Genomic DNA, 14468 nt, shown 5'->3' with positions numbered 1-14468 from the left:
TCAGCGCACCAGCAGCGCCACGCACTCCACGTGGTGGGTCATCGGGAACGCGTCGAACGCCCGCAACCGCTCCAGCCGGTACCCCGACTCGCCGAACGTCGCGACGTCCCGGGCCAGCGCCGCCGGATCGCACGCCACGTACACCACCCGCTCCGGCGAAGCCGCCGCCACCGCCTGGACCACCTCGCGCCCGGCCCCGGACCGCGGCGGGTCCAGCACCACGACCTCCGGCTTTCCGGACAGCGACCGCAGCACGTGCTCCGTCCGGCCGGCCCGCCAGCTCACCTGCGGCAGATCCGCCAGGTTCCGCTCGCCGTCGCTCACCGCGCGCTGCCCCGACTCGACCGCGACCACGTGCCCCGTCACGCCGACCTGCGCGGCCAGCACCGACGCGAACAACCCGACCCCCGCGTAGAGGTCCCAGGCCAGCTCGCCGGGCGAGGCCCGCGCCCACTCCCGCACCACCGACGCGAACGTCTCCGCCGCCGCGGGGTGCACCTGCCAGAACCCGTGCGCCTGCAGCCGCCAGTCCCGGCCCGCCGCGTGCTGCACCGCCTCCCCGCCGGCCAGTTGCCTCGCCCGGCGCTTGCCCCGCACGGTCGCCAGCTCGCGGGCGTGCACGTGGCCGTCCCCGTCGCTGGTCACCTCGATCTCCGTGCCCGGCCGCCAGCGCCGCGACAACGCGCGGTCCAGCGCGCCCGGCACCGAGATCGGGCACTTCTCCAGCGCCACGACCCGGTGGCTGCGGTGCGCGCGCAACCCGGCGCGCCCGTCCGGCCCGGCGACCAGCCGGACCCGCGACCGCCAGCCCAGCGCACCCCCGGGCAGCGCCTCGACCTCGACCGGCCAGTCCAGCCCGGCCAGCCGCTGCAGCTGCTCGGCGACCACGCGGCCCTTGAGCTCCCGCTGGAACTCCGGCGTCGCGTGCTGCCAGTCGCAGCCGCCGCACTGCCCCGGCACGGCCAGCGGGCACGGCGGATCGACCCGTTCCGGCGCCGCGCGGAGCACCTCCACCGCGTCCGCGCGGCAGAACGAGCCGCCCTTGTCCTCGGTCACCTCGGCACGCACCAGCTCGCCGGGCAGCGCGTGCCGGACGAACACGACACGACCGTCCACCCTGGACACGCAATGCCCGCCGTGGGCGACGGGTCCCACCTCGAGCTCCAGGATCCGGCCGGTCCAGTCCTGCCCGGTCACTTCCCGCCGTCCTTGCCCGCCCCGTTGCGGGTCCCGTCCCCGAAGAAGCCGCGCCGCACGTCGCCGGCCGCCGGGCGGGACCGGGCCGCGCGCCGCACCGCCTTCGCCGAGGACGCCAGCTGCCACGGCACGCTGGTGACCATCACGCCCGGCTGGAACAGCAGCCGGCCCTTCAGGCGCAGGGCGCTCTGGTTGTGCAGCAGCTGCTCCCACCAGTGCCCGACGACGTACTCCGGGATGAACACGGTCACCACGTCGCGCGGGTTGTCGCCGCGCACGCGCTTGACGTAGTCCAGCACCGGGCGCGTGATCTCGCGGTACGGCGATTCGACGACCTTCAGCGGAACCTTGAAGCCCTTGGCCTCCCAGTCGGCGGTCAGCTGCCGCGTCTCGGCGTCGTCCACGTTGACCGTCACGGCCTCCAGGACGTCCGGCCGCATGGCCTTCGCGTAGGCGAGGGCGCGCATGGTCGGCAGGTGCAGTTTGGACACCAGCACGATCGCGTGGTTGCGCGAGGGCAGCACGGTCGGGTTGCCGTCCAGCGCGGCCAGCTCCTCGGCGACCCGGTCGTAGTGCTTGCGGATCGCGGTCATCAGCAGGTAGATCGCCACCATCGCGGCGATCGCGATCCACGCGCCGAGCAGGAACTTCGTGATCAGCACGATGATCAGCACGGTGCCGGTCATGGTGAGGCCGATCGCGTTGACCGTCTGCGAGCGGCGCATCCGCCGCCGCGCCGCCGGGTCGGTCTCCCTGGACAGCAGCCGGTTCCAGTGCCGCAGCATGCCGGCCTGGCTCACCGTGAACGACACGAACACGCCCACGATGTAGAGCTGGATCAGCTTGGTGACCTCGGCGTCGAACGCGATGATCAGGACCAGCGCGAACGCGGCGAGGAACAGGATGCCGTTGGAGAAGGTCAGCCGGTCGCCGCGGGTGTGCAGCTGGCGCGGCAGGAACCGGTCCTGCGCGAGGATCGAGGCCAGCACCGGGAAGCCGTTGAAGGCGGTGTTCGCGGCCAGCAGCAGGATGATGCCGGTGCTGAAGGAGATGTAGTAGAAGGCGGGCTCGAAGTGCGGGAACACCGCCTGCGCGATCTGGGCGACGATCGTCTTCTGCTGGTAGCCCTCGGGGGTGCCGCTCAGCTGGGTCGCCGGGTCTTCGGCGAACTTGACGTCGGTGAGGATCGCCAGCGTGATGATGCCCAGCAGCATCGTCACCGCGAGCAGGCCCATCATCAGCAGCGTGGTGGCCGCGTTCTTCGACTTCGGCTTGCGGAAGGCGGGCACGCCGTTGCTGATCGCCTCGACACCGGTCAGCGCCGCCGCGCCCGAGGAGAACGCGCGGGCGATGAGGAAGACGAACGCGAAGCCGGTGAAAGACGCCTCGGCGTGCAGGTCGAAGTCCGCGCTCTCGGCGCGCATCGGCGTGCCGCGGACGGCCTCGAACAGGCCCCACGCGACCATGCCCAGAATGCCGATGATGAACCCGTATGTCGGAATTGCGAAGGCCTTGCCGGACTCGCGCACGCCACGCAGGTTGATCGAGGTCAGGACCACCACGATGATCACCGCGCTGAGCACCTTGTGCTCGGCCACGAACGGGATCGCCGACCCGATGTTGGCCACGCCGGACGAAGTCGACACCGCCACGGTGAGGACGTAGTCGACCAGCAGAGCGCTCGCGACGGTCAGGCCGAATCTGCCGCCGAGGTTGGTGCTCGCGACCTCGTAGTCGCCGCCGCCACTGGGGTAGGCGTGCACGTTCTGGCGGTAGGAAGCCACCACGACCAGCATGACCACGGCGACGGCGATGCCGATCCACGGCGAGTAGGCGTAGGCCGACAGCCCCGCGACACTCAGCGTCAGGAAGATCTCTTCGGGCGCGTACGCGACGCTCGAGAGCGCGTCCGACGCGAAGATCGGCAGCGCGATCCGCTTCGGGAGCAGGGTGTGGGAGAGCCGGTCGCTCCGGAACGGACGGCCGACGAGCAGCCGTTTGGTGGCGGTCGCAATCTTCGACACGTCAGAAGGGTACGGGCGGGTCCGCGAGGGGGCCGGACAAGGTAGGTTCTGCGTCGGCATCTACCGGGTAACCGCCGTTCGGGTGACACACAGGAGGCAGTGACGTGCACGTGGTGATCATGGGGTGCGGCCGGGTCGGCGCGTCCCTGGCCGCGGCCCTCGAGCGCCTCGGTCACGAGGTCGCGGTGATCGACAAGGCGCAGGAGGCGTTCCGCAGGCTCGGCAGCGACTTCCACGGCCAGCAGGTGCTCGGCATGGGCTTCGACCGGCAGGTGCTGATCGACGCGGGCATCGAGAAGGCGGGCGCCTTCGCCGCGGTGTCCAGCGGCGACAACTCGAACATCATCTCGGCGCGGGTGGCGCGGGAGAACTTCGGCGTCGAGCACGTCGTGGCCCGCATCTACGACCCGAAGCGCGCGGCGGTCTACGAGCGGCTGGGCATCCCCACCGTGGCGACCGTGCCGTGGACGACTGACCGGTTCCTGCGCACGCTGCTGCCCGACGGGGTGGCCTCGGCGTGGCGGGACCCGAGCGGCAACGTCGCGGTGCTGCAGCTGCCGCTGCACGAGGGCTGGATCGGCCGCAGCGTCAACGAGCTGCAGGAGTCGACCGGCGCGCGGGTCGCGTTCATCATGCGGTTCGGCACGCCCGTTCTGCCCGATTCCAAGACGGTGTTGCAGGCGGACGACCTGGTCTACGTGGCCGCGAGGTCCGGGACCGTCGGCGACGTGACGAGCACCGCGGCGCGCGCGCCGGAGGAGGAAGCCTGATGCGGGTCGCGATCGCGGGAGCCGGCGCGGTGGGCCGGTCCATCGCCAAGGAGCTCATCGACGGCGGCCACCAGGTCATGCTGATCGAACGGCAGGCCGGGCAGTTCGAGCCGGACGCCGTCGAGCAGGCCGACTGGGTGCTCGGCGACGCGTGCGAGGTCTCGACGCTGGAGGACTCCGGCATCGAGCGCTGCGACGTGGTGATCGCCGCGACCGGTGACGACAAGGTGAACCTGGTCGTGTCGCTGCTGGCGAAGACCGAGTTCGCGGTGCGGCGGGTCGTGGCGCGGGTGAACAACCCGGCCAACGAGTGGCTCTACACCGACGCGTGGGGCGTGGACGTCGCCGTGTCGACGCCGCGGATCCTGGCCGCGATGGTCGAGGAGGCGGTCAGCGTCGGCGACCTGGTGCGGCTGCTGACCTTCCGGCAGGGGCAGGCGAACCTGGTCGAGCTGACCCTGCCCGACCAGACCCCGCTGGCCGGCCGCCCGGTGAGCGACCTGGCGCTGCCGCGGGACGCCGCGCTGGTGACGATCCTGCGCGGCGACCGGGTGATCGTGCCGCAGCCGGAGGACCCGCTGGAGCCGGGCGACGAACTGCTGTTCGTCGCCAACGCCGAGGTCGAGAACGACATCCGCAAGGCGCTGGGCTACTAGCGTGCCGCGAGGAGGTCCCGGATCGCGGCGGTGACCTCGACGGGCCGTTCCTCCGGCAGGAAGTGGCCGCAGGGCAGGGCCCGGGCGCGTAGGTCGGGCGCCCAGCTCGCCCACACCTGTCGCGGGTCGAACGGCAGGACGAGGTCGCCGGGGTCCTGCCAGATCGCCAGGACCGGCATCGACAGGATGCGGCCGGCGTCGCGGTCGGCCTGGTTGTGCCCGGCGTCGACGAACGCGCCGGCGCGGTAGTCCTGGCAGATCGCGTGGATCGCCCGCGGGTGCCCACCGCGGCCGGGTAGGCGCCCGGCCGTCGGCCGGGATCGCGCCGGTCCAGGTGTCCGCGGTCGGAATCACGTCGAGCACCGCGAGGTGCTCGACGACGCCGGAGTCGTCGAGTGCGGCCCGGAAGGCCACCAGCGCTCCCCGGGCGTGCCCGACGACGCTGAACCGCTCGTGGCCGAGTTCGCGCATCATCGCGACGACCGTCGCCGCGGTGGCCCGCTTCGCCACGTGCCGCCACGCGAGGTGGGTTTGGGGGAAGCCGTGGAAGTGGACGCGCTCCCGGCCATCGAGCCGGCTCACCCGGACCGCGGTGCTTCAAGCCGCTCGCAACCTGCTCTCCGAGCGGACTGACCGGCTTGTCGATGCGGGCGCTGATGGCTTCGACCTACACCGTGCTCCTGAGCAGGCAGGGCGCTCACGGCCCCAACGCACAGCGTCTCGGTGAGAACCGGCATCCGCGCGGAGGCGGACCGGGCGCGCTAGGCCTCCTGCGGCGGCTGGCCGTACTTGAGGCGGAGGCGGGCCTCGACGTCCGCCTCCTCGGCGACGCGGGCCTCTTCGATCTCCTTGAGGCGCTTGTCGGAGCGGCGCACGGCCCACACGACGACCAGCAGCGCCAGCCCGTACAGCGGCCAGCCCATCGCGATCTTCGCGAACGCCAGCCAGCCGGTGTAGTCGGCCTCGTACAGCCACCGCTGCACCACGAACCGCGCCCCGAACACGGCGGCCAGCGCGAGGGTGGCGACGTCGTAGCCGAGGCGGGACGGCTTGTCCCGGCGCCACGCGGTGCCGGTGCCGTTGAGGAAGTTCCAGATCACGCCCGCCAGCGGCCAGCGCACCACCACGGACAGCACGAACACGCCGCAGTAGACGAGGCTCGCCCAGATCCCGAACAGGAAGAAGCCCTTCGCGGACCCGGTGCGGTAGGCGATGAACGCGCCGATGCCGACGCCGAACAGGCCGGAGATGGCCGGCTGCAGCGACTCGCGGCGCACCAGACGCACGATCGTGATCAGCGCGGCGCTGCCGACGGCGCTCCAGATGCCGACGGTGAGCCCGAAGAACGAGTTCGCGAGCACGAACACCACGATCGGCACGGACGAGTAGACGAGGCCGGACACCCCGCCCATCTGTTCCAGCATCGTGGGCTCGGGCCGCTCACCCGCCCGCCCAAGCTCGGCCCCGTCTGTGGCGGGGTTCGGATCGGTCTTGTCGCCTGGACGGGCGGGTTCAGTCACGCGGTTACCAATTCAGGAGGTCGTCTGCAGCTCGTAGAACGGGTTGTACAGCACCTTCTGGCCGTCTCGCTCGGCCATGCGTCCCCGGACCTTGATGGTCCGGCCCGGTTCGATGCCCGGGATGCGGCGCCGTCCCAGCCAGACTAGCGTCACGCCCTCCGTGCCGTCGAACAACTCGGCACGCAGTGTCGCCGCCTCTTTCGTGGGACACAGCTCCACGCTGCGCAACCGCCCGAGGACGGTCACCTCTTCGCCCGACCGGCAGTCACAGGCCCGCCGCGCGCCGCCCGCCTCGGATTTTTCGGACAGATCATCAGCGTCGAGTTCCTCGACGTCGCTGGTCAGCTTGCGCACCAGCCGGCTGAAATAGCCGCCGTCTTTGGCGGACATAGGCGTCTGCTCCTGTTCCAGGGCCCCCGACTCGAACGGCCCGTTCGTCATCCAGCCTAACCTCGTGGGGGCCAGCACAACCGCTTTGCGGCAAGATCGCAACGTGACGTCCGCTATGCCGAAACCGGCCGCTGTCCTGCTACCCGGGACGGGCTCGGACGAGGTGTTCGTCCGGTCTGTTTTCGCAGGTCCGCTGGGTGCGTTCGGGATGCGCACACGAACCCCCGAACCGCCGGGCGGCGCCGCTGTGACAGCAGGTCTGCTGGCGTCACTCGACGAGGCGGCGGCCGGCGGCCCGGTGCTCGCCGGAGGCATCTCCCTGGGCGCGCACCTGGCCGCCGAATGGGCGATCCGCAACCCCGACAAATGCGCCGGCCTGATGCTCGCGATGCCGGCCTGGTGCGGCCGCCCGGACGACGCGCCGGCCTCGCTCGCCGCGCGCGCCTCCGCGGACCTGGTCGACTCGCACGGCCTGGAGGAGGCGCTGCGGCTCGCGACGGCCGGAGTGGCGCCCTGGCTCGCCGCCGAGCTGACGAGGGCCTGGCGGCGGCACGGGGACGGCCTGGCGGCGAGCCTGCGCGTCGCGGCGGCCCACCCCGCGCCGACGCTGGACGCGCTGGCGGAGCTGGACGTCCCGGTCGGCATCGCCGCGTGCACCGACGATCCGGTCCACCCGGCCGCGGTGGCGCACGCCTGGGCGGAAGCGCTTCCCCGCGCCGTGGTGCGGGAGACCACGCTGACCGCGCTCGGCGCCGATCGCGAGTCACTGGGCCGGGCCGCGCTGCTGGCCTGGCTCCAGGCGCGCGGCTGAGGTCCGCACCGCTGCCGCGGCGGCCGCCACGGCGGTGACCACCAGCGCGGCCACGGCGACCAGGCACCACCGCGCTACTGGACGAGCACCCCGGCGGTACAGCACCCCGTGCGATCCGATCAGGCGCGCTCGCCGTTGGGGTGCCGACGCCCGACGCCGGCGCGGCGTCGGGCAGGCGCTGCCACGACCGCAGCGCGACAGCCAGGGCCGCACCCCGCGGCAGTAGACCGCGGTGGCGTCTGGTCCCGAACGAATCGGCCGGCCTCGGCGGCGGAAAATCGAAGCGCAGGCACCACCGCAGCACCGGACGAGCACCCCGGCGGTACAGGTCTCTGTGCGCCCCAATGCGGCTCACCGTTGGCGCGCCGACGATGAGCGCAGCGTCGGCCAAGCGGCCCACGACCGCACCCCGCCGCCAGCCCCCGCGGCCAGGACCACCAGAGCCCTCGACCGGATCGGGCAAGACGGGCACACGCACCGCAGCGCGCACGATCCCCGGACGGCGCGCCTACTGCTGCCCCTGCTGCTGCGCGATGTGCTCCGCGACCGCCTCCGGCAGCGTGATCGGCAGCGGCGTGCGCACCGGCATCGGCGCGTCGCCGCGGTCGACGATCGTGCCGCGGACGATCTCGCGCAGCACGGCGGGCGCCTCGGCCGCCATCGACTGCGGGCCCGCGATCACGCCGCGCAGCATCCAGCGCGGCCCGTCGACCCCGACGAACCGCAGCGCCACGTCGCCGATCAGCGCGGACAGCTCCGGCCCCCACTCGCCCTGGCCCGGCGCGACCTTGGCGCCGTCGTTGCGCAGCTGCTCGGTCAGCTCGCCGACCACCTCACGCCACAGCCCACCGGACCGCGGCGCCGCGTAAGCGCTCACCGTGACCTGGCCGTGCGCGGTCACCACGTGCACCGCGCGCACGCCACCGGCCTGCGGGTCCATCTCGACCTGCACCTGGGTGCCGTCGGGCACCGGGACCCGCACCGAGCCGAGGTCGATCCGCGGCTTGCCGTCCTCCGGCGCGTCGGCGATGTCGAACGGCCCGTCGGTGGCCTCCGGCTCCGGCTCCGGGTCCTCTTCCGGCTCCTCGGCGATGTCCGAGTCCCAGGACTCGCCGGGGTCGGCCATCGCGTGGCGGCCCCGCTTCTTGCGTCCGAAGATGCCCACTACTCCCTCGTTCCTTCCCCGGGATTCCCGGTCAGCGTCGCATGCCCGCCGGTCGAGCCGTACCCGCCGGCCCCGCGTTCCGTCGCCGCAAGCTCCGCGACCTCCACGAACTCGGCCGTCTCCACGCGCTGGACCACCAGCTGCGCGATCCGGTCGCCCCGCGCGAGCCGGATCGGCTCGCTGCGGTCGTGGTTGACCAGGCACACCTTGATCTCCCCGCGGTAGCCCGAGTCGATGGTGCCCGGCGTGTTCACCACGGACAGCCCGGTGCGCGCGGCCAGGCCGGAGCGCGGGTGCACGAACCCGGCGTAGCCCGGCGGCAGCGCGATCGCCACGCCGGTGCCGACGAGCACCCGCTCACCAGGCGCCAGCACGACGTCGGTGGTGGTCACCAGGTCGGCTCCGGCGTCGCCGGGCCTTGCGTAGGACGGGATCGGGACACCCGGATCGAGCCGGGTGAGCAGGACCTGCACGGGGGACACGGGCGGCGAGACTACCCTGGAGGCATGGGTGAGTACGCGAGCGCGGCCGGTGCGGTGGGCGAGACGACTGCGGGAGACGGCAGCACGCGGTATTCCGAACGGCTGTACCTGTCGTGGTGGGGCTGGCCGCTGCCGCTGGCGGGCGCGGCGCTGCTGGCCTACGAGATCCACCTCGGCTACCCGGCGGTGCCGCTGTGGCTGCCGTTCGCGGTGCTGATGCCGTTGATGGTGGCGTGGCTGGTGGCCATGGGCCGGGCCCGGATCCGGGTGACCGGCGACGAGCTCGAAGTCGGTGACGCTCATCTGCCGTTGCGGTTCGTGGGTGAGGTCGAGGTCATCGGGAAGGACCGGAAGCGGAAGGCGATGGGGCCGGAACTCGACCCCGCCGCTTACGTGACGCATCGCGGCTGGGTCGGTTCGCTGCTGCGCGTGCACCTGACCGACCCCGCGGATCCGACCCCATACTGGGTGTTCAGTACCCGCAGGCCGGAGGCCCTGGCCGAGCTGCTCCGCTCAGGGAAGTAGCCCGGCCGTCCGCGGTGTCACGCGCAGTCGCGGCAGATCATCTGCCCGTTGTGCTCCTCCGCCAGCCTGCTCCGGTGGTGCACCAGGAAGCACACGGAGCAGGTGAACTCGTCAGCCTGCTTCGGCACCACCTTCACCGTCAGGTCCTCACCCGACAGCCCGGAGAGGTCCGCGCCCGGAAGCTCGAAGTTCTCCGCGCTCGCGTCCTCGTCCACGTCCACCACGCCGGACTGCGTCTCGTTCCGGCGAGCCTTCAGCTCCTCCAACGAGTCCTCGGCGAGCTCGTCGGCTTCGCTGCGGCGCGGAGCGTCGTAGTCGGTCGCCATTGTCCCTCACCCCTGCGATCAGCTTCGTAATCACTGTTCAAGCACGCTGTTCGCATGCCATCGTGCCGCTGGTCAACGTCCCAGCGCCCCGGTTTGTGCCCGCCGCCGTAGTGAGCCAGGTCTCTCTTCAGCAACGTGTTTCGGTACCTGATCTACGGGCGGAGCCCGCAGAGGGTAGCTCACGCTTTACCCGGACGCGCAGAGTGTCATTCGAAGCAGGACATACGTCACCCAACAGGGGGAACACATTCCGGGGACGCCCGTGGGACCGTGCGAGAAGTACCCCGGCTTCGGACGGGTGACGACGCTGGTGCACTGTAACGCCTACGCTGATCAGGAACGACGGTTCGGGCGAGCGGGTGTTCGGGTCTTCGATCGAAGGGGTGGGGCAGGTGTCGTCGGGGATCGGTTACGGCAACCGGAGATCGCGGCCCTACCGCAAGCGCCGCCCGCTGCCCGCCTTGATCGTGATTGGGGTGCTCGGGCTCGTCGCGATGGTCATCTGGGTGCGCGCGATCACCAGCAAGCAGGACATCGACGAGGCGCTGCGGTGCGATCCGCCGCCCACGCCGCCACCCGGTGTGACGTACACCAACTTGGGTTACAACGCGCTCGACGAGACGACGCCCGTGCCCGCCGACCGGATCGCGGTGAAGGTGCTCAACGCGAGCGAGAAGCGCGGGCAGGCCGCGATCACCACGGAAAGCCTGCGGCAGCTGGGTTTCACGCAGATCGCGCCGCCGGAGAACGACCCCGCGTACGCGACCGACGAGGCGGCCTGCCGCGGCCAGTTGCGCTTCGGCGACAACGGCAGCTCCGCGGCGCGCACGCTCAGCCTGGTCGTGCCGTGCGTCGAACTGGTGCGGGACAACCGCGAGGACGCGAGCGTGGACCTGGCGATCGGCAGCGCCTTCGGCGACGTGGTGCCGACCCAGGCGGCGCGCGACATCCTCGCGCAGTTGCAGGCGTGGTCCGGCCAGCACGGCGACGGGGGCGAGCAGTCCGCGGTGAACCCGCCGGTGATCGACGAAGCACTGCTGGCCGCCGCCCGCCCCGGCACCTGCTGACGCGCGTCGCGGGCGCTCGCGCCGGATTCTGCCCTCAGGGGGCGAGTCAGGACCCGCCGGAAAGCGGCCGAAGAGGCCGCCGGCGGGCGCGAATCCCGCACCCGTGCCCGCGAGTTCGTCACTCGCGGGCGAGGGTCCGGCACCCGGCCGAGAGTCCGCGGGCGGCCGCTACACGTCCTTGACGCCGCACTCCACGGCCGCGTCGTAGAGCGCTCCGGCGATCGACGGCGCGGCCGCGAAGGTCGCGTCCTCCCCCAGGGCCGGGTCCGCGCCGGGCAGGTGCACCACCGCGCCGGCTTCCTCCGCCACCAGCGCCCCGGCCGCCCAGTCCCAGCGGTGCAGGCCGTGCTCCACGTACCCGTCCAGCCACCCGGCCGCCACGGCGCACAGGTCGAGCGAGGCCACCCCGGCCCGGCGGACGTCGCGCACGCGGGTCAGCAGCCCGGACACCAACCGGGCCTGCCGGGCACGCCGCTCGGCCTGGTAGGCGAACCCGGTGCCGATCAGGCTCAGCTCCAGCCGCTCGGGCGAGGACACCGCGAGCCGCCGCCCGTCGAGCCACGCGCCCTGGCCCCGCACGGCCGTCCAGCAGCGCCCGCTGACGGGTTCCACGACCGCCCCGGCCACCGACACCCCGTCCACCTGCGCCGCGAGCGACACGGCGAACAGGGGCGCGCCGTAGAGGAAGTTGACGGTGCCGTCGATCGGGTCCACCACCCAGGTGACGCCGTCGCCCGCCGCGCCGCCCGCCTCCTCCCCCAGGACGTGGTCCCCCGGACGCAGCTCCGCCAGCCGATCGCGCACCAGCTGCTCGGCGGCGCGGTCGACCGCGGTGACGACGTCGGTGTCCGTCGTCTTGGTCTCGACCGACACCGGCTCACCTGCGACCATGGCGTCACGGGCACGGCGGACCAGGTCCGCGGCCTCGGCCGCGACCTGGACGGCGACGTCCTTCAACTCTGTTTCGGCAGCTCCCACGTCCACCATGGGACCACACCCGGTTAAAGTCTCCGGCACAGGTTTCTGAATCGAGCGAGAAGGGACGGCGCCAATGACGGCGACCCGTGGTTTCGGAATCGACATCGGCGGCAGCGGTATCAAGGGCGCCCTTGTCGACCTGGAAAAGGGCGCACTGATCGGCGACCGCTTCCGGATCGACACCCCGCGCCCGGCGACCCCGGACGCGGTGGCCGACGTGGTGGCCCAGATCGTGGCCCACTTCGGCTGGGAGGGCCCGGTCGGCATCACGCTGCCCGCGGTGGTCAAGAAGGGCGTCGCGCACACCGCGGCGAACATCGACCCCAGCTGGATCGGCACCGACGCGGACGCGTTGTTCGCCAAGCGGCTGGACCGCCACGAGGACGACATCGCGATGCTCAACGACGCCGACGCGGCGGGCATGGCCGAGATCCGCTACGGCGACCCGCGGGCCCGCAAGGGCGTCACCACCCTGCTGACGTTCGGCACCGGCATCGGCAGCGCGCTGTTCCAGCACGGCACCCTGATGCCGAACACGGAGTTCGGCCACCTCGAGGTCGACGGGCACGACGCGGAGAAGAAGGCGGCCGCCTCCGTCAAGGACAACGAGGGCCTGTCCTACCCGCACTGGGCCAAGCGCGTGAACCGTTACCTTTCCGTGCTGGAGAACCTCATCTGGCCGGATCTGTTCATCGTGGGCGGCGGGGTCAGCAAGAAGGCCGAGAAGTGGGTGCCGCTGCTGGAGATCAGGACACCGGTCCTGGTCGCATCGCTGCAGAACAACGCGGGGATCGTGGGCGCGGCGCTGGCGGCGGCCGAGGGCCTGGAGCACTGACCTGCGAACAGGCCGCCCCGGGTTTGAACGATGATCGGCCGCAACGCACCGGCGTATCGTCGTTACAATGGAACACGGCCCACGGTCGCGGAGGACAAAACCGCAGGCCGCGGGACGTTCCCCGAATCTGAGGCAGCCGGGACCCACCATCCCGGCTCGCCGTGATCGACCGCTGCGAAAGGGCGTACGTGGCAGCCGCAAAAACCGCTACCCGAAGCGGCACGAAGACAACGAGCGCCGCCGACGTGAGCGCGGAACCCGACGCGGGCCGTGAGAACGTGACCGAGGCCGAGGCTCAGGGCTCCGGCGCCACGAAGAAGGCGACCACCCGCAAGCCGGCCGCGGCCAAGGGCCCGAAGAAGGCTCCGGCCAAGGGCCGCACCACCCGCAAGGCCGGCAAGACCGACGACGGGGAGCCGGACGGCCCCGGCGGCGAGGACATCGAGGACGTCGACCTCGAGGCCGACCTCGCCGACCTCGAAAGCGAGGTGGAGGTCGACGTCGTCGACGCGACCGTCACCGACGAAGCCGAGGACCTCGACGAGGACGAGCCGGACGAGAAGACGCCGGCCGCGAAGTCGGGCGCCAAGTCGACCGACCGCGACTTCGTCTGGGACGAGGAGGAGTCGGAGGCCCTGCGGCAGGCCCGCAAGGACGCCGAGCTCACCGCGTCCGCGGACTCGGTCCGCGCGTACCTGAAGCAGATCGGCAAGGTCGCGCTGCTCAACGCCGAGGAGGAGGTCGAGCTCGCCAAGCGGATCGAGGCCGGCCTGTACGCGGCCGAGCGGCTGCGCATCGCGGAGGAGGAGGGCGAGAAGCTCGCCACCCAGATGCGCCGCGACCTGCGCTGGATCATCCGGGACGGGGAGCGCGCCAAGAACCACCTGCTGGAGGCGAACCTCCGTCTGGTCGTGTCGCTGGCCAAGCGCTACACCGGCCGCGGCATGGCGTTCCTGGACCTGATCCAGGAGGGCAACCTGGGCCTCATCCGTGCGGTCGAGAAGTTCGACTACACGAAGGGCTACAAGTTCTCCACGTACGCGACGTGGTGGATCCGGCAGGCGATCACCCGCGCGATGGCCGACCAGGCCCGGACCATCCGCATACCGGTCCACATGGTCGAGGTGATCAACAAGCTCGGCCGCATCCAGCGTGAGCTGCTGCAGGACCTCGGCCGCGAGCCCACCCCCGAGGAGCTCGCGAAGGAGATGGACATCTCCCCGGAGAAGGTCCTGGAGATCCAGCAGTACGCCCGCGAGCCGATCTCGCTGGACCAGACGATCGGCGACGAGGGCGACTCGCAGCTGGGCGACTTCATCGAGGACTCGGAAGCGGTCGTCGCGGTCGACGCCGTGTCGTTCACATTGCTGCAGGACCAGCTCCAGTCGGTGCTGCAGACGCTGTCCGAGCGCGAGGCCGGCGTGGTCCGGCTGCGCTTCGGCCTGACCGACGGCCAGCCGAGGACTTTAGACGAAATCGGCCAGGTCTACGGGGTCACGCGCGAGCGCATCCGGCAGATCGAATCGAAGACGATGTCCAAGCTGCGGCACCCCAGCCGCTCGCAGGTCCTGCGGGACTACCTGGACTAAAAGCACAAGAAGAAGGAGCCCGGGCCACCAAAGCGGCCCGGGCTCCTTCTTTTTCTCCGCAAGCCAACGCAACGCAACGCAAGCCGGCAACGCAAAGCAGCCGACTACCCCAACCAGACCTCCCCCGCCCCCG

Annotated in this window: 16 protein-coding genes; 7 read left to right on the top strand and 9 right to left on the bottom strand. The window is 71.7% G+C overall.

What is annotated here, in order from left to right; translation table 11 throughout:
• Both L2C96_RS36190 and L2C96_RS36185 read right to left on the bottom strand, forming a co-directional pair.
• Positions 1 to 1197, bottom strand: coding sequence for a class I SAM-dependent RNA methyltransferase (locus L2C96_RS36190; protein WP_237339401.1), 1197 nt, complete (start codon positions 1195 to 1197; stop codon positions 1 to 3).
• The gene (locus tag L2C96_RS36185; protein WP_020418717.1) at positions 1194 to 3221 is read right to left on the bottom strand and encodes an APC family permease; all 2028 of its coding nucleotides are present in this window, start codon (positions 3219 to 3221) and stop codon (positions 1194 to 1196) included. The genes L2C96_RS36190 and L2C96_RS36185 overlap by 4 nt, the downstream gene beginning before the upstream one ends.
• 104 nt (positions 3222 to 3325) lie before the next feature.
• Here L2C96_RS36185 and L2C96_RS36180 point away from each other — a divergent pair, with 104 nt between their 5' ends.
• Together L2C96_RS36180 and L2C96_RS36175 are read left to right on the top strand one after the other, a co-directional pair.
• Positions 3326 to 3991 carry a potassium channel family protein gene (locus L2C96_RS36180; protein WP_020418718.1) on the top strand — a complete coding sequence of 222 codons (666 nt, stop codon included), beginning with the start codon at positions 3326 to 3328 and terminating at the stop codon, positions 3989 to 3991.
• Entirely contained in the window at positions 3991 to 4647 is a 657-nt protein-coding gene (locus L2C96_RS36175; RefSeq protein WP_020418719.1) for a potassium channel family protein, read from the top strand. Before L2C96_RS36180 ends, L2C96_RS36175 begins: the two co-directional genes overlap by 1 nt.
• Here the strand turns inward: L2C96_RS36175 and L2C96_RS36170 are convergent.
• From L2C96_RS36170 to L2C96_RS36160, 3 genes are all read right to left on the bottom strand, one after another.
• Positions 4644 to 4826 (bottom strand): alpha/beta fold hydrolase, encoded by a 183-nt coding sequence (locus tag L2C96_RS36170; protein ID WP_237339400.1) that lies wholly within the window; start codon positions 4824 to 4826, stop codon positions 4644 to 4646. The two genes, L2C96_RS36175 and L2C96_RS36170, sit on opposite strands and share 4 nt — an antisense overlap.
• A 582-nt stretch (positions 4827 to 5408) precedes the next feature.
• Positions 5409 to 6167: a DUF3159 domain-containing protein gene (locus tag L2C96_RS36165; protein WP_372491306.1), complete on the bottom strand. Its 759-nt coding sequence runs from the start codon at positions 6165 to 6167 to the stop codon at positions 5409 to 5411.
• A 12-nt stretch (positions 6168 to 6179) separates the two neighbouring features.
• A complete protein-coding gene (locus tag L2C96_RS36160; protein WP_026153310.1) occupies positions 6180 to 6557 on the bottom strand; it encodes an OB-fold nucleic acid binding domain-containing protein in 378 nt (125 codons plus the stop codon).
• 115 nt (positions 6558 to 6672) lie between these two features.
• On the opposite strand from L2C96_RS36160, the gene L2C96_RS36155 reads away from it, so the two are divergent.
• Positions 6673 to 7368 (top strand): alpha/beta fold hydrolase, encoded by a 696-nt coding sequence (locus L2C96_RS36155; protein WP_237339429.1) that lies wholly within the window; start codon positions 6673 to 6675, stop codon positions 7366 to 7368.
• Positions 7369 to 7876: 508 nt separating this feature from the next.
• On the opposite strand, the gene L2C96_RS36150 is transcribed toward L2C96_RS36155, so the two are convergent.
• Both L2C96_RS36150 and dut read right to left on the bottom strand, forming a co-directional pair.
• On the bottom strand, positions 7877 to 8533 hold the full coding sequence (locus L2C96_RS36150; RefSeq protein ID WP_020418724.1) for a DUF3710 domain-containing protein: 657 nt from the start codon (positions 8531 to 8533) through the stop codon (positions 7877 to 7879).
• Complete coding sequence (gene dut / locus L2C96_RS36145; protein ID WP_026153312.1) at positions 8533 to 9015, bottom strand: dUTP diphosphatase; 483 nt, start codon at positions 9013 to 9015, stop codon at positions 8533 to 8535. Before dut ends, L2C96_RS36150 begins: the two co-directional genes overlap by 1 nt.
• Before the next feature lie 24 nt (positions 9016 to 9039).
• Here dut and L2C96_RS36140 point away from each other — a divergent pair, with 24 nt between their 5' ends.
• On the top strand, positions 9040 to 9540 hold the full coding sequence (locus L2C96_RS36140; RefSeq protein WP_237339399.1) for a DUF3093 domain-containing protein: 501 nt from the start codon (positions 9040 to 9042) through the stop codon (positions 9538 to 9540).
• A gap of 17 nt (positions 9541 to 9557) precedes the next feature.
• Here the strand turns inward: L2C96_RS36140 and L2C96_RS36135 are convergent, their stop codons facing one another.
• Positions 9558 to 9866, bottom strand: coding sequence for a DUF4193 domain-containing protein (locus L2C96_RS36135; RefSeq protein ID WP_017983710.1), 309 nt, complete (start codon positions 9864 to 9866; stop codon positions 9558 to 9560).
• A 392-nt stretch (positions 9867 to 10258) separates the two neighbouring features.
• On the opposite strand from L2C96_RS36135, the gene cei reads away from it, so the two are divergent.
• On the top strand, positions 10259 to 10933 hold the full coding sequence (gene cei, locus L2C96_RS36130) for an envelope integrity protein Cei (RefSeq protein ID WP_027935977.1): 675 nt from the start codon (positions 10259 to 10261) through the stop codon (positions 10931 to 10933).
• A gap of 168 nt (positions 10934 to 11101) precedes the next feature.
• Here the strand turns inward: cei and L2C96_RS36125 are convergent, their stop codons facing one another.
• A complete protein-coding gene (locus tag L2C96_RS36125) occupies positions 11102 to 11920 on the bottom strand; it encodes an inositol monophosphatase family protein (protein WP_027935978.1) in 819 nt (272 codons plus the stop codon).
• Between the two features lie 64 nt (positions 11921 to 11984).
• Here L2C96_RS36125 and ppgK point away from each other — a divergent pair, with 64 nt between their 5' ends.
• Both ppgK and L2C96_RS36115 read left to right on the top strand, forming a co-directional pair.
• Positions 11985 to 12746: a polyphosphate--glucose phosphotransferase gene (gene ppgK, locus L2C96_RS36120; protein ID WP_020418728.1), complete on the top strand. Its 762-nt coding sequence runs from the start codon at positions 11985 to 11987 to the stop codon at positions 12744 to 12746.
• A gap of 188 nt (positions 12747 to 12934) precedes the next feature.
• Positions 12935 to 14335, top strand: a complete 1401-nt coding sequence (locus L2C96_RS36115) for an RNA polymerase sigma factor (protein WP_027935077.1) — start codon at positions 12935 to 12937, stop codon at positions 14333 to 14335.
• Positions 14336 to 14468: the final 133 nt, after the last annotated feature.

The sequence above is a fragment of the Amycolatopsis tucumanensis genome (assembly GCF_021654135.1).
GTDB lineage: Bacteria > Actinomycetota > Actinomycetes > Mycobacteriales > Pseudonocardiaceae > Amycolatopsis_E > Amycolatopsis_E tucumanensis.
Note: the sequence above shows the minus strand (reverse complement) of the source record. Positions and strands in the feature narration are given on the sequence as shown.

Excerpts from the sequence above, each read along its gene's own strand:
- L2C96_RS36155 (WP_237339429.1), top strand. The coding sequence starts at position 6,673 with ATGCCGAAACCGGCCGCTGTCCTGCTACCCGGGACGGGCTCGGACGAG.
- L2C96_RS36125 (WP_027935978.1), bottom strand. The coding sequence starts at position 11,920 with ATGGTGGACGTGGGAGCTGCCGAAACAGAGTTGAAGGACGTCGCCGTC.
- L2C96_RS36160 (WP_026153310.1), bottom strand. The coding sequence starts at position 6,557 with ATGTCCGCCAAAGACGGCGGCTATTTCAGCCGGCTGGTGCGCAAGCTG.
- L2C96_RS36175 (WP_020418719.1), top strand. The coding sequence starts at position 3,991 with ATGCGGGTCGCGATCGCGGGAGCCGGCGCGGTGGGCCGGTCCATCGCC.
- L2C96_RS36170 (WP_237339400.1), bottom strand. The coding sequence starts at position 4,826 with ATGCCGGTCCTGGCGATCTGGCAGGACCCCGGCGACCTCGTCCTGCCG.
- ppgK (WP_020418728.1), top strand. The coding sequence starts at position 11,985 with ATGACGGCGACCCGTGGTTTCGGAATCGACATCGGCGGCAGCGGTATC.
- L2C96_RS36140 (WP_237339399.1), top strand. The coding sequence starts at position 9,040 with ATGGGTGAGTACGCGAGCGCGGCCGGTGCGGTGGGCGAGACGACTGCG.
- L2C96_RS36135 (WP_017983710.1), bottom strand. The coding sequence starts at position 9,866 with ATGGCGACCGACTACGACGCTCCGCGCCGCAGCGAAGCCGACGAGCTC.